A 20393-nucleotide genomic window follows, 5' to 3' on the forward strand; every position below is an offset into this window, starting at 1 on the left:
TAGTGTGGGGGAGTTCCGGGCCTGTGGCGCAGTTGGTAGCGCGCTTCGTTCGCAATGAAGAGGTCAGGGGTTCGAATCCCCTCAGGTCCACCGAAACGAGAACCGGCATCCATCAGGATGCCGGTTTCTGCATATACCGGTGGTCAGCCCGCAACCAGCTGCTCGCGAGCGACATCGACGAGGATCTGGTGCATCGCGCGCTCACCGGGAGGGCGCACACGGTCGCTGCGGTGTGCGATGACGATACGGCGCGACGGAGCCTCCTGGCCGAGGCTGACGATGCGGACGTCGGGTCGCGCTGACGTGACGGCCGTGCGCGGTGCGAGCGCGACGCCGAGCCCGACGCTCACCATCGCGAGGGCCTCCTGGTAGTCGTTGGCCTCGAACGCGATCGTCGGGCTGAAGCCTGCGGCCCGGCAGCTGCGCTCCAGCACCTCAGCGACGGGGTGATCGCGCTTGCGCACGATCCATTCCTCGTGCCGGAGCATCGACATCGTCACGTGGCGGGTGCGCCCGAGGCGGTGATCCTGCGACACCACCAGCACCGTCGGATCTTCGAACAGGGGAGTGATCGACAGATCGGGCTCGTCGATGCGATTCCACTCGTAGTCCCACAGCAGTGACAGTCCGATCGTGTTCTCCTGCAGGGCGGCAACGAGCTCGTCGAAGCGGGCGCTGTGCACGTCGAGGCGCACACCGGGATAGTCGCGGCGGAACCGACTGATGGCGACGGGCATGAGGGTGGTTCCGATCGTCGGGAATGTGCCGACCGCGATCCGACCGCGGCGCAGGCCGGCCAGCTCGCCCAGCTCGGACTCCGCTGCCCGGAGCCGACGCAGGATGTAGCGGGCATGCCCGGCGAGGAGGGCACCGGCCTCGGTGGACACGACGCCGCGCGGCTGGCGCCGGACGAGCGGCTGTCCGACCTCTTGCTCGAGGCGCTGAAGCTGTTGCGACAGCGCCGAGGGGGAGTAACCGAGTGTCTTCGCTGCGGCGGTGAGCGAGCCGTGATCGAGGATCGTCACCAGCACGGCCAGTCTTCGCACATCGAGCATCGGTGCCTCGCTTTCAGCCCCTACCGTACAGTCGACAAGCTGGATACTGAAAGCGCATGAAGCGGAACTTCACGCGACTGGCTCATCTGAGTGACATATCTGGCCTCCGGATGCGGCTGAGTGCGCGCAATCAGGCCCAAGCGAGACTGAAGCGCACCTTCACAGGGGTTAAGCATCCGGCGGTTTTCCTGAACGATGGCCGCAGCAAGCATGGATGCCGACACCTCAGGAGGCGGCCATGTTGGAGATCCCGGCGACACTCATGCGGGGCGGGACCAGCAAGTGCTGGGTCTTCAGCCGCAACGAGCTGGAGCGTGTCGGCGCACCCGTCGACGACATTCTGCTGCGCCTGTACGGCAGTCCCGACGAGCGGCAGATCGATGGCCTCGGCGGCGGCACCTCGACGACCAGCAAGGCCGTCATCCTGTCGCCGAGCCAGCGCGACGACGCCGACATCGACTACTCGTTCGCACAGGTCGGCCTCGCCGACGGGCGGGTCGACTGGTCGAGCAACTGTGGCAACTGCTCTGCTGCGATCGCGCCGTACGTGCTCCACGCGGGGTGGCTCGCCCCGCAGGGCGAGCGGACGGCGGTCCGCATCTTCAACACGAACACCGGTCAGCTGATCGTGGCCGAGGTTCCCACGCCCGGCGGCGTGTTCGACGAGTCGGGCGACGCGCACATCGTCGGCGTTCCCTACGCGGGCCTCGAGGTCGTGCTCTGGTTCGTCGATCCCGCCGGCCGCACGACGGGTCGCCTGCTGCCGACCGGCCTCGCCATCGAGCACATCGACGGCGTTCCGGTGACACTGATCGACGGGGGAGCGCCCGTCGTCATCGCCGAGGCGTCGGCGCTGGGCCTGACCGGCCTCGAAACACCCGCCGAGATCGATGCGCGACCCGAGCTGCTGGCCCGTGTCGACGGCATCCGTCGTGAAGGCGCCGTCCGCATGGGACTCGCGGCCGCCGCGGCTGCGGCGCTCAAGGCAGTGCCGAAGGTCGCCCTGGTGTCGTCCCGCAGCGCGGACGATCACGACTTCGGGGTCACGATGATGTCGATGGGCAAGGCGCACCCGGCGATCGCGATCACCGGCAGCGTCGCGCTGACGCTGGCGGCGGCTACCCCGGGCACGGTCGTATCGCGGATGGCCAAACGACCCGGCACCCGCGACGTCACCTCAATGCGCACGCCGTCGGGTGTGGTGAGCACCCGCATCGACCGTCACGGCGCACTGCCCGCAGTCGGAATCACCCGCTCGGCGCGGCGGCTGGCGGATGCCTCCGTCCCTCTGCCGCTGGAGCAACTGCCCGATCACGCGTCGGGACTGGTCGAGGAAGCCCTCCTCGTCCGATGATCAAATAGGCGGCCGATCTCGCTGAGGCGGATCCGGTCGCCGCCAACCCCCGTTGGGAGACAACGATGTCACCAGAGCTCATCTCGATACTCGCGTTGTTCGCGATGGTCATCATCGCCACCGTGCGGCCGATCAACATCGGCATTCTCGGATTCATCGGCACCTTCCTCGTCGGAACGCTCGTACTCGGACTCGACGAGAAGCAGATGCTCGCGGGCTTCCCCGCCGACCTCTTCCTCACGATCGTCGGTGTCACCTATCTGTTTGCCGTCGCGAAGCTCAACGGCACCGTCGACCTGATCGTCGACCGCGGCGTCCGCCTCGTACGGGGCCGGACGGCGCTGGTGCCGTGGGTGCTGTTCGGGGTTGCCGCGATCCTGACGGCCATGGGCACGTTCCCGCCGGCCGCCGTCGCCCTGGTCGCCCCCGTCGCGCTCAGCTTCGCCGCCAAGCACGGCCTCGACCCGCTGCCGGTGGGAATGACCGTCGTCTACGGGGCGCTGGCGGGTTCGCTCTCGCCGATCTCGGTGCTCGGCCTGCTCGTCAGCGGCATGGTGGGCGACACCCCCGGCTTCTCGCCCATGGTGCTGTTCGTGACGGCATTCGTCTACTCGACGCTGATCGCGATCCTCACGCAGCTGTTCTTCTCGTGGAAGAACCGCCTTCGCGGGGGAGCGTACTCCGGGCGCGGCGACGCGAGCGGCGCGGGCGATGGCGGCGCGGTGCCCGGGCCGCGCGTGCCCGCGACGGGGAACATCTCCGTCGGCGGCGCCGAGCAGGGTTCGGTCCTCACGCTCACGCAGACGCTCCAGACCCCTCGCGTGCGGACGACGCCGGCTCAGGTGCTGACGCTGCTCGCCCTGCTGGGGCTGGCCGTCGGGGCCATGGTGTTCCACCTCGACATCGGCATCCTCGCGCTCGTCGCCGGCACCGTGATCGCCTTCATCGAGAAGAAGCACCTCACGGCGGCCGTCGAGGGCATCAGCTGGTCGACCATCCTGCTCGTCGCGGGCATGATCACCTACATCAGCATCGTCGAAGAAGCCGGCGCGATCGAATGGGTCGCGAACGGGATCGGCAGCCTCGGTTCGCCCCTCATCGGTGTGCTCGTGCTCTGCGTCATGGCCGGTGTCGTCTCGGCGTTCGCCTCGTCGACGGCGGTCATCGCGATCTCGATCCCGATGCTCCTGCCGCTCATTCAGGACAGCCCCGTCGCCGGCGGGATGGCGATCTCTGCGGTCGCGATCGCCGCGAAGGTCGTCGACGTCTCACCGTTCTCGACCAATGGCGCGCTCGTCCTCGCGAACGCCCAAAACGTCGACCCTCCTGCGTTCTACCAGCGGATTCTGCGCTACTCCGGGGTCATCGTGCTGATCGGGCCCTTCCTCGCCTGGGCTACCCTCGTCGTGCCGTTCTCGCTCTGACAGAAGCGCCCCGCGCACCGCCTCACGCACCGACGGTGTGCGCGAGGCGGTGCGCGGCCACGTAGAATGCATGCAAATGAATCGATCCCCTGGGAGGTTTCGTCCATGACCACCTACAACGTCGGCGTCATCGTCGGCAGCATCTCGTCGACCTCGATCAACCGTCGTCTGGCGAAGGCGCTCACCAAGCTCGCCCCGCAGGCCGACCTCGAGCTCACCGAGATCCCGATCGCACCGCTGCCGTTCTACTCGGCCGACAACGACGCGTCGATCCCGGCCGAAGCGGCTGAGTTCAAGGCTGCGGTCGAGAAGGCCGACGGCGTCATCATCGTCACCCCCGAGTACAACCGGTCGGTGCCTGGCGTCCTGAAGAACGCTCTCGACACCGCGAGCCGTCCGTGGGGCGACAACAGCTTCGCCGGTAAGCCGTCCGCCGTCATCGGCATCTCGATCGGTGCGGTGGGCACGGCCGTCGCGCAGCAGCACCTGCGGTCGATCCTGTCGTTCCTCGCGTCGCCCGAGCTCTCGCAGCCCGAGGGCTACCTCCAGCTCACCGAGGGCCTCATCGACGACGACGGCACCGTCACCAACGAGTCGACGTCCGAGTTCCTGCTGTCGTGGCTCAAGGCCGTGCACGCGCACGTCGCGAAGAACCTCGCCGCCGTCGGCTGATCTGAGGATCGCCCTCGACAGGGCGTCCGGCCGCGCGGTCGGGCGCCCTGTCGTGATTACGCCAGCGGGGTGTGTTCGTCCCTCACGCCGAACCTTCGACAGCGTCGCATGATGGGTGCGTCACACGTACTCGACCCCGCGAGGGCGCCGCCCGTGCACAATCGCATTCAGGTAGGACACGATGCGGTCAGCCTCCGAGCCGAACGGGTTGTCAGAGACCATGTAGGTCCACGTGGATGAGGGCCTGGAGAGCTGCAAGTCGGAGAGAGTCTGGGCTTCTTCAGGGGCCGCGAGGAGGATCGCGCGCACCGCGTCCCGGAATTCATCTACGACCTGTGGCAGGTTACGGGCCGCGATCAACGCGAATTCGTCCAGCGGGTTCTGCCTGCCGAGAACTCGAAGGTGGATGCCCTCACGCACTTCCGCGAGACCCGCTAGGTGCTCAGACCAGGCTTCGTCCAGGTGGAGCAACGTCACCTCGCGGGCGAGGGCGCGGCGGTCATGTGAAGCCCAACGCTCGGCAAGCCCAGCTTCGCCCTCTCCCAAGCGTTCGATAAACCGCTCCAGCCCTGCATCAGAAAGGAGCGTCTCTCGCAGACGAAGCAGCGTGTCCCGCTGCTCGTCGATGATGGAGTTGTAGCGGCGTGTGTTCCGATGCAACTGGAGCAGCTTCCCATCGGCGACGCGCTGAGCGTGGTCGTACAGGCTGCGAAAGCGTTGATCATCGATCAGTCCGTCGGGCCCGATGCTGCGCGGAACCAGGTTGATGCGGAGGTTGTTCTTGACGACTGCATCGTCGAGGCTCGTGTAGAACACCGTGCGTCCTGGCTCGCCTTGTCTCCCCGATCGACCGCGAAGCTGCCGATCAAGCCGCGGCGAGTCATGGCGAGCGAGCCCGACGACGAAAAGTCCACCGGCACGGGCCGAGACAGGGGGCAACGCGATGTCCACGCCGCGTCCTGCCATCTGCGTTGAGACCGTCACCGCCCCGGGCTGTCCTGCCTGGGCGATGACGGACGCCTCCGCCGCATCGTTCTTCGCGTTCAGCACTCGGACTTCCAGACCATGAGCACGAAGGACGCCCGCAAAACTCTCCGACGCTTGTACGCTCTGCGTGCCGATGAGCACGGGCTGACCTCGATCGTGCGCCTTCATGACACCCTCTGCTGCCGCCGCGTCCCGCTCGGGCTGTGAGCGGTACAACCGGTCGGGCTCGTCGACGCGGGCGGGACTGCGGTGCGGAGGGATCGCAACCGTAGACATCCCGAGGTCCTCGTCCAAACGTTCCGCAGCTTCGAGTGCAGAGCCGCTCATACCGGCGACCGTCGCGTAGCCGTTCACGACGGTCTCAACCAAGATTTGATCGCGAATCTGTGCCTGCCCGGTGACCAACAGACCCTCTTTGCGTTCGAGGGCTGCCTGCAGCCCGTCAGGCCATCGCTGCCGTTCCACAACCCGCCCGCGTGGCTCGCTGATCAGCTTGAGGCGGGAGTCCGAAACGATGTAGTGCACGTCCCGCTGCAGGAGTGCCTGCGCATGCAACGCGACATGGGCAGCAGCGAGCAGCTCGGTGTGATCGGTCGCGTAAAGATCCGTGATTCCATAAGCCGCCTCCAGCATCGCCAAACCCGCATCTGTGAAAGCAGCGCTGCGGCCGTCACCGCTGACCTCGTAATGGACGCGTTCCTGCATCTGAGCGACCACATGCGGGAGCTCGGTATCCGACTCTTCCGCAGCACGATCGGCTGCCAGCACGAGGGGCACGACGGCGTCGTCGATGAGGACCGCATCGATCTCATCGATCAGTGCCACGTCAGTGGCGGGTAGGAGCCGGTCGGACTCCGATGTGCGCTGGCGGTCCCGCAACAGATCGAAACCGACCTGGTGTGCCGTCGTGTAGACAACATGCGAGCTATAACCGCGCTGCCGGTCTTCGCCGCTCATCTCATCGTCAACCGAGGCGACGTCGATACCGAGACGCGCGAAAAAGGCTCGCCCCGCCGCCGCGTCACGCTGCGCGAGATAGCTGTTCGCCGATAACACGTGAACACGCCTCCCGCTCGCGGCCCAGGCCGCGGACGCGAGGAAACCCACGAGGGTTTTGCCCTCACCGGTTGCCATGTCCACGACTCGTCCGCTCAAGAGACTGAACACGGCGGCGATCTGCTCGCGATACGCCTCCAGGCCTAGCTCTCGACGCGCGGCGTCCGCGATCAACGCGAGTAGCTCCTCGCCCGCGTCGAGATCCCATCGGAGGGCACCTCGTTGTGCTTCGGCGACCGCTGAGTCGAATTGGGCATCCGGCAGGCTTTCCAGCGCTCGGCGGCGCAACTCGACGCGATCAGCGACGTTCAGCGCCGACGAGATGTCGAGCGAGCCAGGAGACCCGATGAGGCGGCGGACGGGATCGAGAAGACGCGTCCACAGCGAGACGTCGCGAGGCGGGACACCCGGTGGGAATGCGAGGCGTGGGCTTGATGTGCTTCTCACCGGTCGCAACCCCCTGGCTCCGTGTGTGCCGACAGGCGTCTTGCCCACACTATGACTCGGATGGGCTTGTCCGAAAGTGTCAAGGCGATGCCGAGCGCCCAGCATCCTGTCGTGATTGTGGACGGCGCGGAGTGGCGGGTTCTCCCAGCCGCGGGGGCATACGATGGTCGGCGGGGCATCGGCCCGCGGCATCCGATCGCCGCGGTCCGCCCCTGATCGCCGGCAGATCCTCTTCTGCCGATTGTCGACCTGCGAGAAAAAGGAAGCGAGGTGAGGTGCTCAATGAGCGGTGATAGTTGCCATCGCGAGATCGACAGCGCCACGCCCGCTGCCCGCCCGCTCGTCGACCCGATCGACTCCTGAGCGGACGAGCCGCGGTGCGTCGCACCAGCAGGCTTCGCGATGTGGTCCGTGCCGTCGTCGTCGTGACGATGCCGCGGATGCGTGCGCGTCCACATGAGGAGGGCTCCCATGACTCCGGAGCAGATCAACGAACTGACCATCGTCGTCGACGGCATCGCCGCACCCCTGTCGCGGGGTGACCTGCCGTCTGCTGCGGCTGCTCTCGCCGCTGTCGAGCCCGAGCGTCTCGCCGAGGTGCTCGAGCGACTCGACGGTCGTCGTCGCGCCGTCGCCTACCGGCTGCTGCCGAAAGACCACGCTCTGCAGGTGTTCGAAGCGCTCTCGCCGAACATGCAGGGGGAGCTGATCGGCGACCTGCGCGACGCTGAGGTGGCGCACATCTTCGGCGACCTCGACCCCGACGACCGCGCCTGGCTCGTCGACGAGCTGCCGGCCTCGCTCGCGTCCCGGCTGATGCGCGGGCTTCCCGCTCACGAGCGTGAGATGACCGCGGCGGTCCTCGGCTACCGCCGCGGATCCATCGGGCGCCGGATGAGCCCGGAGTTCGTGTCGGTTCCGATCGGCAGCACGGTCGCGGGCGCGCTCGAGCGGGTGCGGGCCCGCCTGCACGACGCCGAGACGGTGTACACGCTTCCCGTGGTCGATGCGGGACGTCGCGTCGCGGGCGTCGTCAGTCTGCGCGATCTGCTCGCCGCCGAACCGTCCGACGCCGTGCGCGACATCATGCAGGCCGCGCAGACCGCCGGGGTGGACGACGACGCCGAGACCGCCGCCCGCCGCTGCACCGAGCGCGGCCTGCTCGCGCTGCCGATCGTCGACAGCGAGGAGCGACTCGTCGGCATCCTGACCGTCGACGACGCTGCGCGCATCCTGGAGCACGAGGAGAGCGAGGACGCCGCGCGTCAGGGCGGTGCCGAACCCCTCCGCCGGCCCTACCTGTCGACGCCCATCGCTCAGATCGTGCGCTCGCGGGTCGTCTGGCTGCTCGTGCTCGCCGTCGGCGCGACGCTCACCGTGCAGGTGCTGTCGGCATTCGAGGCGACGCTCGCCCAGATCACGGTGCTCGCGCTGTTCGTGCCGCTGCTCATCGGAACCGGCGGGAACACCGGAAACCAGGCCGCGACGACGGTCACGCGTGCGCTCGCGCTGGGCGATGTACGACCTCGCGACGTCGTGCGAGTGCTGAGCCGTGAGGTGCGCGTGGGGTTCTTCCTCGGCAGCATCCTGGGGCTCGTCGGATTCGGGGTGACCTCGCTCGTGTACGAGCCGCGCATCGGTCTCGTCATCGGGGCGACTCTGATCGCGGTGTGCACGATGGCGGCGACGGTCGGGGGAGTCATGCCGCTGCTCGCGAGGGCGATCCGTGTCGATCCCGCGGTGTTCTCGAACCCGTTCATCACGACGTTCGTCGACGCCAGCGGCCTGATCCTGTACTTCCTCATCGCCCGAGCCATCCTGCAAATCTGAGCCTGTGCGCGGGTTGTCGCGGTGCCGGGATGCAAGGGATCGGGCGCGGCACGCCGCGGTGGATGCCGTTTCGGCGGGGTGTCGGCGACGATCCCTTGCATCCCGGTTTGGGGGTCGGGGAGTGCGTGGCTCCTTCGGCCGGAGCCTCGGGTGTGCGGCATCCGGCCCCCCCGTTCCACCCCTGTCCTACCCGGCACCCACCGCCCCGGCCGGCTTCGGTTCGGGGATGCAAGGGATCGGGCGCGGCGCGCCGGGGTGGATGCCGTTCCGGCGGGGTGTCGTCGACGATCCCTTGCATCCCGGACCCAGACCCAGACGCACCCCGGCACCTCGCCGACCCCGGCCGGGGTCAGACCAGGGCGTCGCGGGCGGCCCCGGCGGCGAGGCGCTCGGCGGCGAGGGACTCCGCGGCGGCGAGCGGCGTGACGTCGCGCGCGGCGGCTTCGTCGAAGATGCGCCGCAGCACGTCGCCGATGCCCTCGACACGCGTGGCGATCTCGCTGCGATCGCGCTGCTTCGCGGCGAGGTCGAGGTAGATGACCCCGCCCGCGTTCACGACGAAGTCGGGGGCGTACAGGATGCCGCGCGCGGCCAGACGGTCGGCGCCGGAGCGATGTGCCAGCGGGTTGTTCGCGGGTCCGCATACTGCTCGTGCGTCGAGCGCGTCGATCACCTCGTCGGTGAGGACGCCTCCGATGCCCGCGGGCACGAAGACGTCGGCCGAGGCGAGGTGGGCCTCCGCCGGTTCGATCCACGTGGCACCGAGGCTCGTCGCGAGCTCGCGCTTCGCGGGGTTCACATCGGTCACGGTGAGCTCTGCGCCTTCGGCGGCGAGCTGCACGGCGAGGCGGCTGCCCACCTGTCCGAGCCCCGCGATCGTGATGCGGCGGCCGGCGACATCGCGAGCTCCGGTCACGCGCTCGAGGGTCGCGAGCAGCGACGCGTGCACGCCGATGCTCGTCGGACCCGCTGGTTCGCCCGAGCCACCCACGCGGTCGGGGAGGCCGACGACGTGCGCGGTGCGTTCGCTGACGGTGAGCATGTCGTCGGTGGTCGACCCCACGTCTTCGGCCGTGCGGTACAGGCCGCCCAGCGACTCGACGGCGTCACCGAGATCGAGGAACGCCGCACGCCGCCGCTCGGCATCCAGCACCGTTCCCGGGGGCAAGCCGATGACGGCCTTCCCGCCGCCGGCATCCAGCCCCGCCGCCGCGTTCTTCAACGTCATCGCCGCGGACAGGCGGAGGGCGTCGCCGAGTGCGTCGCTCCAGTGCGGGTACGTCCACACGCGGGCGCCGCCGAGAGCGGGGCCGAGGACGGAGGAGTGCAACGCGGCGGCGATGAAGAGGCCGCTCCGCCGTCCCGTCATCACCTCCACGCGCTCGTGCGTGAAATCGGGCAGGGGCAGGGCGTGGGTCATCGCGATCCTCTTTCGGCGGAGCCTTGTGGGCTCATGCTCTCCGTGCCGCGGCGTTGCGGCATCCAGCCCATTGTGCCTCTTCTAGAGTGTCAGCGTGACCACCGATCTGCCTTCGCGAAGCCGTATCGTTCACGAGTCCCTGCGTGCCGCCGGCATCGCCAGCGACATCGTCGTGCTGCCGGATGCCGCTTCCACGGCCGCCCTGGCCGCGGCGGCGCTCGGCGTGGAGGTGGGGGCGATCGCCAACAGCCTGGTCTTCTGGTCGGACGGTGAGCCGCTGCTGGTCATGACCAGCGGCGCGCACCGCGTCGACACGGCGGCTCTGGCCGAGCGCACCGGACGCACCGAGATCAAACGAGCCAGCGTCGATCAGGTCCGCAGTGCGACGGGGCAGGCGATCGGCGGCGTCGCGCCGACGGGACATCCCGCGCCCCTCACGACGTTCATCGACGAAGATCTCGAGCAGTACGACGAGATCTGGGCGGCCGGCGGCACACCGCACACGGTCTTCCCGCTGACGTTCGACGAGCTCGTCCGACTCACGGCCGGAACGGTCGTGGCCGTCGGCTGACCCGGGATCAGCCCGCAGGTCTGCGCACCCCGGCGCTCAGCTCTTCGGGCTGTCGAAGCTCCACGCGTCCGGATCGGTCGCGGTCGCGACGTCCCAGTCATCGGTCCGCCACGTGAAGGTGGCGACCGCGCACGTCGGCATCCCGCCGATGCCCCCGTTCGACAGTCGCTCGGCGAGCACCGTCATCCCCGGGTCGTGCGCGACGACGAGCACGGACTGCACCCCGCTGCCGCTCGCCGCGTCGAGGAGCACGCGCGCCGAAGCGCCATAGAGCTCGTCGCGCAGGTCCGGTTCGAGTCCGAACGCAGCGCCGAAAGCTGCCGCGGTCGTCCGAGCGCGGAGCGCTGTGGAGGCGAGGATGCGCTCGACGGAGACGTCCGTGGACGCCAGGCGCTCGGCCATCACGGGAGCGTCGCGCATGCCGCGGTCGTTCAGCGGACGGGCGTGATCGTCGAGTGCGGCCGTGCCCCAATCGCTTTTGGCATGTCGCACGAGGATGAGCGTCGTCATGGATTCATCCTCCCGCGCCGAAGACCGCGTGGGCGATCGTGTAGATGACGAGTCCGGCGAGCGATCCGACGATCGTGCCGTTGAGCCGGATGTACTGCAGGTCGCGGCCGACCATGAGCTCGATCTTCTCGGTCGTCTCCTGCGCGTCCCAGCGTTCGACGGTCTCGGTGATGACCGACGCGATGTCGGCGCGGTGGCGGGCAACGAGCGTCGCGGCGGCGTCGATGACGCGTGCGTCGATGCGTTGCTGCAAAGCCGGCTCGGTCGCGAGGCGTTCGCCGACCTCGGTGAGCGCCGCCGCGATACGCCGGCGGAGGGGACTCTCGGCATCGCCGAGCGATCGGACGAGCCCGGCTTTCGCGGTGCCCCAGGCCTCGGCGGCGAGAGCGCGAACGCGGGGACTATCGAACACCGCGGCCTTGGCCGACTCCAGTCGCGCCGCCGTCTCGGTCTCGCCCTGCAGATCTCCGGCGAGGCGATCGAGGTAGCCGTCGATGGCCTTGCGTGCCGGGTGGTCGGGATCGCTCCGCACGGCCGCGACGAACGTCAGCGCTTCGCGATAGACGGTGTCGTCGACGAGCCGGGTCGCCACCGATGGCACCCACGAGGGCAGGCGGCGGGAGACGAGCCCGGTGAATACCGAGCGGTTGGCGACGAGCCAGGTCTCGATGTTGTCGATCGCCAGGTCGACCGCTCCGTGGTGCGCGCCCGCGCCGACGACGCGTTCGAGCCACCCGCCGATCGATGGACCCCATGACGGGGCGAGCAGATGCTCGCGCGCCAGGTCTTCGAGCAGATCCTGCACCTCGTCGTCGCTCAGCGCGGTGAGGATGCCCGATGCCGCCGCCGACACCTCGGCCGAGACGCGCTCGGCGTTCTCGGGCCGGCGCAGCCACGCGCCGAGCCGCGTCGCGATGCCCATCGACTCGAGCTTGCCGCGGATGACGCCGGCCTCGAGGAAGTTCGTCTCGACGAACTCGCCGAGGGTGCGGCCGATCTCGTCCTTGCGCTTCGGGATGATCGCGGTATGCGGGATGGGCAGGCCGAGCGGATGCCGGAACAGCGCGGTGACGGCGAACCAGTCGGCCAGCGCACCCACCATGCCGCCTTCCGCGGCCGCTCGGACGTACCCGAATGCGGGCACCGTCTGCTGCAACGGGAACGAGACCGCGAAGACGATCGCCATGAACACCAGCGCGCCGAGAGCGACGGCCTTCATCCGCCGCAACCCCTGGCGACGAGCCTGGTCGGCGGGGGAGAGCAGGGAGGTCGGCGTGCGTGCCATCCGGTCATCCTCCCATGGCGGTTCGCCGGCCGGGGCCGGTCACGGCGTATCCTGACCGCGTGATCGACGACATCCAGAAGCGCGCCCTGCGCCGCACGAGCATCCTCGAAGGCCAGGTCCGCGGGCTCGCCCGGATGATCGAGAACGAGGACTACTGCATGGACATCATCGCCCAGTCGCGGGCCATCCAGAAGGCTCTCGCATCGCTCGACAAGCTCCTCATCGAGAATCACCTCCGCACGCACGTGACGCACATGTTCGAGAGCGGCGGCGCCGAGCGCGAGCAGGCCGTCGCCGAGCTGCTCAAGGCGTACGACCTCGAGACCCGCTGACGGCATCCCGCCCGTCTTGTTCAGCTCTGCTGTCCTTGTCGGGTCGCCACGGAATGCGGATGCAGCGACCCCAGGACCCGCGGTTTGTGGCGAGTCGACTTGCCGACGGCGAGCCGGGGCGGGTCAGGGGGAGACGGGGCCGAGCCAGGCTGCGGCGACCGTGCTGTGAGCCGACTCGGGGTCGGAGGGGTGGAACATCCCCGCGATGACGTCGCGGTAGAGGCGGCCGAGCTCGGACCGCGAGAAGTACGACGATCCGCCCGCCACGAGCATCGCCTCGTCGACGACCGTCTTCGCCGCGCCGACGGCGCGGTGCTTCAGGCCGCTCAGCTTCGCGAACCACAGTCCGCCGTGGTCGGACTGCGCATCGATGTCGCGCGCGATCGCCTCGAGCTGCGGCAGCATCCCGTCGTACGTCAGCGCCATCTCGGCGATGCGCCAGCGGATGTCGGGATCCTGGCTGTACGCCAGTCCCGTCTTCTTCGACGTGCGCGACTGAGCGGCGATGACGGCGAGGTCGAGGGCACGTCGGGCGATGCCGGTGTACACCGACGCCAGCAGCAGCTCGAAGACCGAGAAGATGCCGAAGACGAGCGGATCGGGGTTCGGGCCGGGGGAGAGGCGACGCACGACGCGGTCGGCCGGGGCGACGGCCCCGTGCAGCTCGGTGGTGCGTGACTGGGTTCCGCGCATGCCCACGGTGTCCCAGTCGTCGCGCGTGCGCACGGCATCGCTGCGATCGACGAAGGCGAACACCAGCTGCGGAGCATCGGGGCTCGTCGTGTCGAGTCCGTGCAGCCCGAGGTGATCCCATACCGGAGCGAGCGAGGTGAAGATCTTCGTGCCCGTGAAGCTGTAGCCGCCGTCGGGCTGCGGCTCGGCGGCGGTGTCGCTGCCGAACAGGACGAGGTCGTTGCCCGCCTCGCTGATGCCGAACGCGAAGACCTCGCCCGCCGCGGCCCCCTCCTGCACGAAACGCAACGCGTCGTCGCCCCGGTCGAAGAGCACCTTCGCGACGCCGGTCCACACGAGGTGCATGTTGATCGCGAGGGCCGTCGCGGGCGCCGCTCCGGCGAGCCGCTGCTGCAGGACGGATGCCTGGGCGAGCGAGAGCCCCGCACCGCCGAGCTTCTCGGGCACCAGGATGCCGAGGTAGCCGGCCTCGCGCAGTTCCGCGAGGTCATCGTCGGGGAAGACGTTCTCGACATCGACGACGGCGGCACGCCCGCGGATGCGCTCGAGGAGATCGTCGGAGAGGTAGCGGGCCGGGTCGAAGTCGCTCACGGCATCCATTCTGCTCCCGCCGCTCCTCGCCCGGTCGCCTGGTGCAGGATGGGGACATGATCTCGACCGACGCCGCACTCGCCCTGCGCGAGGCCGGGCTCGTCTGGCATCCGGCATCCGGCGACCGATTCCAGTTGAACGAGCCGGAGTTCGAGGCCGACATCTTCACCGTCAGCGAGATGACGATCGAACCGCGCCGCTATCCGAGCGGCACGATCCTCGCGTTCAACGGCACGACGGAATGGGCACTCGACTCCGTCGCGCTCGACGAGGCGCTGTGGCTTCCTCGCGAGGATCAGCTGCGCGAGATGCTCCGCGGCGGATTCCGCAGCCTGCGCCGACTGGCCGACACGCACCGCGTCGAGATCGAGTTCGCCGGTGAGGCGCTGTCGTTCGAACACCCACAGCCCGAGGATGCCTACGCGGCGGCCGTGCTCGCGATGCTGCGACGCGTCAACGACTGAGCGACCGGCGCGGCGCGTGCCGCCTCAGGTGATGGTGTGGACCGGCGCGGTGTCGGGAATGGGCGATGCGTCGCGTCCCCGCAGATCGGGGAACCACCGCACGCAGCTCGCCGCGACGATGAGACCGGCTGCCGCAAATAGCGTGGCGGCGACGTAGGCGCCCTGGGGACCGACGCCGTCGATGAGGAAGCCCGCGATGGCCGACCCTGCGGCAGCTCCGATGAGCTGTCCGGTGCCGATCCAGCCGTATGCCTCGGCCGTCTCGCTGAACTTCACGCTCGCCGAGGTGATGGCGAACATGACCGCGAGTGCCGGAGCGATGCCGATGCCGGCGACCAGCAGCGACCCGCCGAGCCACCATGCGTTGAGCGAGAAGATCGTCGCCGCTAGCCCCACGGTGACGATGAGGAAGCGGCGGGCCATGGCCCAGCGGCCGATCGGGATGTGGCCGAACGACAGGCCGCCGGCCAGGCTCCCGACGGCGAAGACCGCGAGCACGAGACCGGACTCGAGTCCGCCGTGACCGAATGAGGCGACGACGCCCGCTTCGACGGCCGAGCACGCGCCGATGAGGAGGAAGCCGGTCGCCGTCGCGAGCAGGACGGGGGGCTTGAGGAGCACGCGGCCGAGGCTGCGGCGGCTGCGCGGGATGCGCACGCGGCCGAGCTCGGGCGAGGAGATGAACCACGCGCCGCCGCCGATGAGGATGACGACCACGAGCAGGAGGCCCGGAACGGTGCCGGCCTGCAGCGCCACGAAGGTGATGAGCACCGGCGCGATGATCCAGATGATCTCCTGCAGCGAGGCGTCGAGCGAGAACAACGGCGTCAGCTGACGCGAGGTCACCATCTTGGGATAGATAGTGCGCACGGCCGATTGCACGGGCGGGGTCGACAGCCCCGCGATGAGACCGAGCGCCATGTAGATCCACAGGGGCACGTCGAGCACCGCGAGCAGCCCGATCGCGGCCGCGCACACGACGAGCGTCAGTGTGAGCACGCGCCGCATGCCCCAGACGCCCATCCATCGGCTCGTCACCGGGCCGGCGATCGCCTGTCCGACTGAGGTGGCCGCCAGGACCAGACCGGCGGACCCGTAGGAGCCGGTCACGTGCTCGATGTGGAGAAGGATGGCGAGGCTCGTCATCCCGCTCGGAAAGCGCGCGGTCAACTGTGCGGCGATGATGCGCGCGACACCTGGTGTGCGCAGCAGTTCTCCGTATCCCGCCACCCCTCAACGGTAGCGATTCCCGGGGCGTCTCGGCGACGCCCGGGCGGGTGCCGTCGCGACACGCCCGCGACACGCCGACGCGACGAGATCCGTCGGAATCGGATGTCGGTGGGCCCGTCTACCGTCCGACCTGTGGACAGACTCGGTCGCCACGCGTCGGAAGCGCGTAATCACGCGTCGAACCGGGCCTCGATCGAGTCGCGGATCTGTGGATGAAACGGTGGACAAGATGTGTTGTACCTGGGGAGAGCGGTGCAAAACTACAGACTTGTAACTACTACCCCTTGTGGTGCCCCCCGATGTCGGCACCCATATGTAGTATTGAGGCTCCGGCAGGTTCTCAGCCGGAGATGCGTAAGAAGCGAAGGGAAACCACACTCGACATGGCGATCACGGTCTACACCAAGCCCTCCTGCGTGCAGTGCAACGCGACGTACCGTGCGCTGGACTCGAAGGGCATCGAATACGACGTCCTCGACCTCTCCGAGGACCCGGCGGCACTCGAGCGCGTCAAGTCGCTCGGCTACCTGCAGGCCCCCGTCGTCATCACTGACGAGGACCACTGGTCGGGCTTCCGTCCCGACAAGATCGACGAGCTGGCCGCTCGCTTCGCCTGAGCCATGAGCACGGCGGTCGCGACGCGGGCGCCTCTGCTCGTGTACTTCTCGAGCGTCTCCGGCAACACCGCGCGATTCATCGACAAACTCGGATTGCCGGCGCTCCGCATCCCCCTTCACTCCTCACCGACGCCCCTCGTCATGACCGAGCCTTTCGTGCTCGTCACTCCCACCTACGGCGGGGGACAGGGGCGCGGTGAGGAGAAGGGTGCGGTGCCCAAGCAGGTCGTCCGATTCTTGAACGACGTGCGCAACCGCACCCTGCTGCGTGGAGTCATCTCCACCGGCAACACGAATTTCGGCGAGTCGTACTGCCTCGCCGGCGACATCATCAGCCGCAAGTGCTCCGTGCCGCACTTGGACAAGGTGGAACTGTTCGGCACGCCCGAAGACGTCGAGCGCGTGAGCGCAGGATTGGAACGATGGTGGAATCAGCACTGGAAACAGCCTTGACCGATAACGGCTTCAAGGTCGACACACGCTTCGACGGGCTCGACTACCACGCCCTCAACGCGATGCTCAACCTCTACGGCGCGGACGGCAAGATCCAGTTCGACGCCGACAAGCGCGCGGCGCGGGAGTACTTCCTCCAGCACGTCAACCAGAACACGGTCTTCTTCCACTCCCTCAAGGAGCGCCTCGACTACCTCGTCGAGAAGGAGTACTACGAGCCCAAGGTCATCGAGAAGTACTCGCTCGAGTTCATCCAGAAGCTCAACGACTTCGCGTACGGCAAGAAGTTCCGCTTCGAGACCTTCCTCGGCGCGTTCAAGTACTACACGAGCTACACGCTGAAGACCTTCGACGGCAAGCGTTACCTCGAGCGCTTCGAGGACCGCGTCGTCATGACCGCCCTCGGCCTCGCCGACGGCGACGAGAACCTCGCGATGCAGCTCGTCGACGAGATCATCTCGGGTCGATTCCAGCCCGCCACCCCGACGTTCCTGAACACGGGCAAGGCCCAGCGCGGCGAGCTCGTGTCGTGCTTCCTGCTCCGCATCGAAGACAACATGGAGTCGATCGCCCGCGGCATCAACTCCGCCCTGCAGCTCTCGAAGCGCGGCGGCGGTGTGGCGCTGCTGCTGTCGAACATCCGCGAGGCCGGTGCTCCGATCAAGCAGATCGAGAACCAGTCGTCGGGCATCATCCCCGTCATGAAGCTGCTCGAAGACAGCTTCAGCTACGCCAACCAGCTCGGCGCGCGCCAGGGTGCCGGCGCCGTGTACCTGTCGGCCCACCACCCCGACATCCTCAAGTTCCTCGACACCAAGCGTGAGAACGCCGACGAGAAGATCCGCATCAAGACGCTGTCGCTGGGTGTCGTCATCCCCGACATCACCTTCGAGCTCGCCAAGAACGGCGAGGACATGTACCTGTTCTCGCCCTACGACGTCGAGAAGGTCTACGGCGTGCCGTTCGGCGACATCTCGGTCACCGAGAAGTACCGCGAGATGGTCGACGACGCGCGCATCAAGAAGACGAAGATCAATGCGCGCGAGTTCTTCCAGACGCTCGCCGAGATCCAGTTCGAGTCGGGCTACCCGTACATCATGTTCGAGGACACGGTGAACAAGGCCAACCCGATCAAGGGCCGGATCAACATGTCGAACCTGTGCTCGGAGATCCTCCAGGTCAACACCCCGACGACGTACAACGAAGACCTCTCGTACGCCCAGATCGGTAAGGACATCTCCTGCAACCTCGGGTCGATGAACATCGCCCTCGCGATGGACGGCAAGAACCTCGCCCAGACGGTCGAGACCAGCATCCGCGCCCTCACGGCGGTCAGCGACCAGAGCCACATCGCCTCGGTCCGCTCGATCGAGGACGGCAACGACCGTTCGCACGCGATCGGCCTCGGGCAGATGAACCTGCACGGGTACCTGGCGCGTGAGCACGTGTTCTACGGGTCGGAAGAAGGCCTCGACTTCACGAACATCTACTTCTACACGGTGCTGTTCCACGCCCTGCGGGCATCGAACAAGATCGCGATCGAGCGCGGCACGTACTTCGAGGGCTTCCCCGACTCGACCTACGCGTCGGGCGAGTTCTTCGACAAGTACGTCGAGCAGGAGTGGGCGCCGCAGACCGACAAGGTGAAGGGTCTGTTCGAGGGTATCCACATCCCGACGCAGGATGACTGGCGCGAGCTGAAGGCATCGATCCAGCAGCACGGCATCTACAACCAGAACCTGCAGGCGGTGCCCCCGACCGGCTCGATCTCGTACATCAACAACTCGACGTCGTCGATCCACCCGATCGCGTCGAAGATCGAGATCCGCAAGGAAGGCAAGCTCGGCCGCGTCTACTACCCGGCGCCGTTCATGACGAACGACAACCTCGAGTACTACGAAGACGCGTACGAGATCGGCTACGAGAAGGTCATCGACACGTACGCCGCCGCCACCCAGCACGTCGACCAGGGCCTGTCGCTGACGCTGTTCTTCAAGGACACCGCGACCACGCGCGACATCAACCGGGCCCAGATCTACGCCTGGCGCAAGGGCATCAAGACGATCTACTACATCCGCCTGCGGCAGATGGCGCTCGAGGGCACCGACATGTCCGAGTGCGTCAGCTGCATGCTGTGACGGATGCCGGAACCCGAACCAGGAACTGAAGCGATATGACTCCCGAACCGCTCAAGCTCGTCGACCACGTGCAGGCGATCAACTGGAACCGCATCCAGGACGACAAGGACCTCGAGGTCTGGAACCGTCTGGTGAACAACTTCTGGCTGCCCGAGAAGGTGCCGCTGTCGAACGACATCCAGTCGTGGAACACGCTGACGCCCGACGAGCAGACCCTCACGATGCGCGTGTTCACGGGGCTGACACTCCTCGACACGATCCAGGGCACCGTCGGTGCCGTCTCGCTCATCCCCGATGCGATCACCCCGCACGAGGAGGCCGTCTACACGAACATCGCGTTCATGGAGTCGGTGCACGCGAAGAGCTACTCGTCGATCTTCTCGACGCTCGCCTCGACGCCCGAGATCGACGACGCGTTCCGTTGGTCGGTCGAGAATCCGAACCTTCAGAAGAAGGCCTCGATCGTCATGGACTACTACCGTGGCGACGAGCCGCTCAAGCGCAAGGTCGCCTCGACCCTGCTCGAGTCGTTCCTCTTCTACTCGGGGTTCTACCTGCCGCTGCACTGGTCGGCGAAGGCCAAGCTGACCAACACCGCCGACATCATCCGCCTCATCATCCGCGACGAGGCCGTGCACGGCTACTACATCGGCTACAAGTTCCAGAAGGGCTACGAGCAGCTCTCGCAGCCCGAGCGCGACGAGATCAAGGACTACACGTTCTCGCTGCTCTACGAGCTCTACGACAACGAGGTGCAGTACACGCAAGACCTCTACGACGCCGTCGGTCTGACCGAAGACGTCAAGAAGTTCTTGCACTACAACGCCAACAAGGCGCTGATGAACCTCGGCTTCGAGGCGATGTTCCCCGCGACGGTCACCAACGTGAACCCGGCGATCCTGTCGGCCCTGTCGCCGAACGCCGACGAGAACCACGACTTCTTCTCGGGGTCGGGCTCGTCGTACGTCATCGGCAAGGCCGAGGCCACCGAAGACGAGGACTGGGACTTCTGATTCCTGCGTGATCCCGCGGATCCAGCGCAATGACAAGGCCTCCGGCCGGTCACCCATCAGGGCGGTCGGCCGGAGGCCTTTTCTGGCGGGGCTTCGCCGTCACCGTTGACGCCCCACCACCGTGCCGCGTAGTGTTGCAAGGCTGCGCCACGAGGCACGGCATCACCGGAGGAACGACATGACCACGCGCAACGAGCGCCTGATCGCAGCGGGCCTGGACCAGTTCCAGCTCCGCAATGAGTCGTACCCTC

Annotated in this window: 18 protein-coding genes and 1 tRNA gene; 12 read left to right on the plus strand and 7 right to left on the minus strand. The window is 67.6% G+C overall.

Features of this window, described 5'->3' with window-relative positions; all coding sequences use genetic code 11:
- Nucleotides 1-17 precede the first annotated feature (17 nt).
- Nucleotides 18-90, plus strand: a tRNA-Ala gene (locus tag DEU36_RS15050).
- Between the two features lie 53 nt (nucleotides 91-143).
- Here the strand turns inward: DEU36_RS15050 and DEU36_RS15055 are convergent.
- A complete protein-coding gene (locus DEU36_RS15055) occupies nucleotides 144-1055 on the minus strand; it encodes a LysR family transcriptional regulator (RefSeq protein WP_120265118.1) in 912 nt (303 codons plus the stop codon).
- Between the two features lie 238 nt (nucleotides 1056-1293).
- On the opposite strand from DEU36_RS15055, the gene DEU36_RS15060 reads away from it, so the two are divergent.
- From DEU36_RS15060 to DEU36_RS15070, 3 genes are all read left to right on the plus strand, one after another.
- The gene (locus DEU36_RS15060) at nucleotides 1294-2409 is read left to right on the plus strand and encodes a PrpF domain-containing protein (protein ID WP_120265119.1); all 1116 of its coding nucleotides are present in this window, start codon (nucleotides 1294-1296) and stop codon (nucleotides 2407-2409) included.
- A 65-nt stretch (nucleotides 2410-2474) separates the two neighbouring features.
- Nucleotides 2475-3833, plus strand: a complete 1359-nt coding sequence (locus tag DEU36_RS15065) for an SLC13 family permease (RefSeq protein ID WP_120265120.1) — start codon at nucleotides 2475-2477, stop codon at nucleotides 3831-3833.
- A gap of 105 nt (nucleotides 3834-3938) precedes the next feature.
- Complete coding sequence (locus DEU36_RS15070) at nucleotides 3939-4505, plus strand: NADPH-dependent FMN reductase (RefSeq protein WP_120265121.1); 567 nt, start codon at nucleotides 3939-3941, stop codon at nucleotides 4503-4505.
- A gap of 120 nt (nucleotides 4506-4625) precedes the next feature.
- Here DEU36_RS15070 and secA2 read toward each other — a convergent pair whose 3' ends face one another.
- Nucleotides 4626-6995, minus strand: a complete 2370-nt coding sequence (gene secA2, locus DEU36_RS15075; RefSeq protein ID WP_183045427.1) for an accessory Sec system translocase SecA2 — start codon at nucleotides 6993-6995, stop codon at nucleotides 4626-4628.
- A 471-nt stretch (nucleotides 6996-7466) separates the two neighbouring features.
- Here secA2 and mgtE point away from each other — a divergent pair, with 471 nt between their 5' ends.
- The gene (mgtE, locus tag DEU36_RS15080; protein WP_120265123.1) at nucleotides 7467-8825 is read left to right on the plus strand and encodes a magnesium transporter; all 1359 of its coding nucleotides are present in this window, start codon (nucleotides 7467-7469) and stop codon (nucleotides 8823-8825) included.
- 349 nt (nucleotides 8826-9174) lie between these two features.
- On the opposite strand, the gene DEU36_RS15085 is transcribed toward mgtE, so the two are convergent.
- Entirely contained in the window at nucleotides 9175-10245 is a 1071-nt protein-coding gene (locus DEU36_RS15085) for a Glu/Leu/Phe/Val dehydrogenase family protein (protein ID WP_120265124.1), read from the minus strand.
- Nucleotides 10246-10339: 94 nt separating this feature from the next.
- Here DEU36_RS15085 and DEU36_RS15090 point away from each other — a divergent pair, with 94 nt between their 5' ends.
- On the plus strand, nucleotides 10340-10816 hold the full coding sequence (locus tag DEU36_RS15090) for a YbaK/EbsC family protein (protein ID WP_120265125.1): 477 nt from the start codon (nucleotides 10340-10342) through the stop codon (nucleotides 10814-10816).
- A 36-nt stretch (nucleotides 10817-10852) separates the two neighbouring features.
- On the opposite strand, the gene DEU36_RS15095 is transcribed toward DEU36_RS15090, so the two are convergent.
- Both DEU36_RS15095 and DEU36_RS15100 read right to left on the minus strand, forming a co-directional pair.
- Nucleotides 10853-11326 carry a histidine phosphatase family protein gene (locus tag DEU36_RS15095; protein ID WP_120265126.1) on the minus strand — a complete coding sequence of 158 codons (474 nt, stop codon included), beginning with the start codon at nucleotides 11324-11326 and terminating at the stop codon, nucleotides 10853-10855.
- Between the two features lie 4 nt (nucleotides 11327-11330).
- The gene (locus tag DEU36_RS15100) at nucleotides 11331-12611 is read right to left on the minus strand and encodes a DUF445 domain-containing protein (protein ID WP_120265127.1); all 1281 of its coding nucleotides are present in this window, start codon (nucleotides 12609-12611) and stop codon (nucleotides 11331-11333) included.
- A 59-nt stretch (nucleotides 12612-12670) separates the two neighbouring features.
- Between DEU36_RS15100 and DEU36_RS15105 the strand changes: the two genes are divergently transcribed.
- A complete protein-coding gene (locus DEU36_RS15105) occupies nucleotides 12671-12943 on the plus strand; it encodes a metal-sensitive transcriptional regulator (protein ID WP_120265194.1) in 273 nt (90 codons plus the stop codon).
- 123 nt (nucleotides 12944-13066) lie between these two features.
- Here DEU36_RS15105 and DEU36_RS15110 read toward each other — a convergent pair whose 3' ends face one another.
- The gene (locus DEU36_RS15110) at nucleotides 13067-14236 is read right to left on the minus strand and encodes an acyl-CoA dehydrogenase family protein (RefSeq protein WP_120265128.1); all 1170 of its coding nucleotides are present in this window, start codon (nucleotides 14234-14236) and stop codon (nucleotides 13067-13069) included.
- 47 nt (nucleotides 14237-14283) lie between these two features.
- On the opposite strand from DEU36_RS15110, the gene DEU36_RS15115 reads away from it, so the two are divergent.
- Nucleotides 14284-14691 (plus strand): pilus assembly protein CpaE, encoded by a 408-nt coding sequence (locus DEU36_RS15115; protein ID WP_120265129.1) that lies wholly within the window; start codon nucleotides 14284-14286, stop codon nucleotides 14689-14691.
- A gap of 24 nt (nucleotides 14692-14715) precedes the next feature.
- Here DEU36_RS15115 and DEU36_RS15120 read toward each other — a convergent pair whose 3' ends face one another.
- The gene (locus DEU36_RS15120) at nucleotides 14716-15921 is read right to left on the minus strand and encodes an MFS transporter (protein WP_120265130.1); all 1206 of its coding nucleotides are present in this window, start codon (nucleotides 15919-15921) and stop codon (nucleotides 14716-14718) included.
- A 383-nt stretch (nucleotides 15922-16304) separates the two neighbouring features.
- Between DEU36_RS15120 and nrdH the strand changes: the two genes are divergently transcribed.
- The 4 genes from nrdH to nrdF are packed head-to-tail and all read left to right on the plus strand — an operon-like array spanning nucleotide 16305 to nucleotide 20142.
- Nucleotides 16305-16538, plus strand: coding sequence for a glutaredoxin-like protein NrdH (gene nrdH / locus DEU36_RS15125; protein ID WP_023954603.1), 234 nt, complete (start codon nucleotides 16305-16307; stop codon nucleotides 16536-16538).
- Nucleotides 16539-16541: 3 nt separating this feature from the next.
- Nucleotides 16542-16991 (plus strand): class Ib ribonucleoside-diphosphate reductase assembly flavoprotein NrdI, encoded by a 450-nt coding sequence (gene nrdI / locus DEU36_RS15130; RefSeq protein WP_023954602.1) that lies wholly within the window; start codon nucleotides 16542-16544, stop codon nucleotides 16989-16991.
- The gene (nrdE, locus tag DEU36_RS15135) at nucleotides 16961-19129 is read left to right on the plus strand and encodes a class 1b ribonucleoside-diphosphate reductase subunit alpha (RefSeq protein WP_120265131.1); all 2169 of its coding nucleotides are present in this window, start codon (nucleotides 16961-16963) and stop codon (nucleotides 19127-19129) included. Before nrdI ends, nrdE begins: the two co-directional genes overlap by 31 nt.
- Nucleotides 19130-19164: 35 nt before the next feature.
- The gene (nrdF, locus tag DEU36_RS15140) at nucleotides 19165-20142 is read left to right on the plus strand and encodes a class 1b ribonucleoside-diphosphate reductase subunit beta (RefSeq protein WP_120265132.1); all 978 of its coding nucleotides are present in this window, start codon (nucleotides 19165-19167) and stop codon (nucleotides 20140-20142) included.
- Nucleotides 20143-20393 lie beyond the last annotated feature (251 nt).

Source organism: Microbacterium sp. AG238 (assembly GCF_003610405.1).
GTDB lineage: Bacteria > Actinomycetota > Actinomycetes > Actinomycetales > Microbacteriaceae > Microbacterium.

What these genes read in the sequence shown, in the direction of transcription:
- DEU36_RS15100 (WP_120265127.1), bottom strand. Translation starts at nt 12,611, where the DNA reads ATGGCACGCACGCCGACCTCCCTGCTCTCCCCCGCCGACCAGGCTCGT.
- nrdH (WP_023954603.1), top strand. Translation starts at nt 16,305, where the DNA reads ATGGCGATCACGGTCTACACCAAGCCCTCCTGCGTGCAGTGCAACGCG.
- DEU36_RS15055 (WP_120265118.1), bottom strand. Translation starts at nt 1,055, where the DNA reads ATGCTCGATGTGCGAAGACTGGCCGTGCTGGTGACGATCCTCGATCAC.
- nrdI (WP_023954602.1), top strand. Translation starts at nt 16,542, where the DNA reads ATGAGCACGGCGGTCGCGACGCGGGCGCCTCTGCTCGTGTACTTCTCG.
- DEU36_RS15060 (WP_120265119.1), top strand. Translation starts at nt 1,294, where the DNA reads ATGTTGGAGATCCCGGCGACACTCATGCGGGGCGGGACCAGCAAGTGC.
- DEU36_RS15085 (WP_120265124.1), bottom strand. Translation starts at nt 10,245, where the DNA reads ATGACCCACGCCCTGCCCCTGCCCGATTTCACGCACGAGCGCGTGGAG.
- DEU36_RS15070 (WP_120265121.1), top strand. Translation starts at nt 3,939, where the DNA reads ATGACCACCTACAACGTCGGCGTCATCGTCGGCAGCATCTCGTCGACC.
- DEU36_RS15115 (WP_120265129.1), top strand. Translation starts at nt 14,284, where the DNA reads ATGATCTCGACCGACGCCGCACTCGCCCTGCGCGAGGCCGGGCTCGTC.
- DEU36_RS15095 (WP_120265126.1), bottom strand. Translation starts at nt 11,326, where the DNA reads ATGACGACGCTCATCCTCGTGCGACATGCCAAAAGCGATTGGGGCACG.
- nrdF (WP_120265132.1), top strand. Translation starts at nt 19,165, where the DNA reads ATGACTCCCGAACCGCTCAAGCTCGTCGACCACGTGCAGGCGATCAAC.
- DEU36_RS15110 (WP_120265128.1), bottom strand. Translation starts at nt 14,236, where the DNA reads ATGGATGCCGTGAGCGACTTCGACCCGGCCCGCTACCTCTCCGACGAT.
- nrdE (WP_120265131.1), top strand. Translation starts at nt 16,961, where the DNA reads ATGGTGGAATCAGCACTGGAAACAGCCTTGACCGATAACGGCTTCAAG.
- mgtE (WP_120265123.1), top strand. Translation starts at nt 7,467, where the DNA reads ATGACTCCGGAGCAGATCAACGAACTGACCATCGTCGTCGACGGCATC.
- DEU36_RS15065 (WP_120265120.1), top strand. Translation starts at nt 2,475, where the DNA reads ATGTCACCAGAGCTCATCTCGATACTCGCGTTGTTCGCGATGGTCATC.